Below are 260 nucleotides of genomic sequence, written 5' to 3' on the forward strand. Positions count from 1 at the left end.
CTCGTTGATGATCCGCAGCACCTTCAGGCCGGCGATCTCCCCGGCCTCCTTGGTGGCCTGCCGCTGGTGGTCGTCGAAGTACGCCGGGACGGTGATCACGGCGTCGGTGACGTCCTCCCCGAGATACGCCTCCCCGTCCCGCTTCAGCTTCTGGAGCACCCGCGCGGAGATCTCCTGCGCTGTGTACCGCTTGCCGTCGATGTCACCGTGGTCGGGGAACCGCCAGGAGTGGTCGCCCATGTACCGCTTGACCGAGCGCG

1 protein-coding gene is annotated in these 260 nt (G+C 67.7%); it reads right to left on the minus strand.

What is annotated here, in order from left to right:
* The coding region (locus GTY47_RS40600) for an Hsp70 family protein (protein WP_010038277.1) at positions 1 to 260 on the minus strand (260 nt) is incomplete at both ends.

The sequence above is a fragment of the Streptomyces sp. SID5464 genome, assembly GCF_009862985.1.
GTDB classification, from domain to species: domain Bacteria; phylum Actinomycetota; class Actinomycetes; order Streptomycetales; family Streptomycetaceae; genus Streptomyces; species Streptomyces chartreusis_D.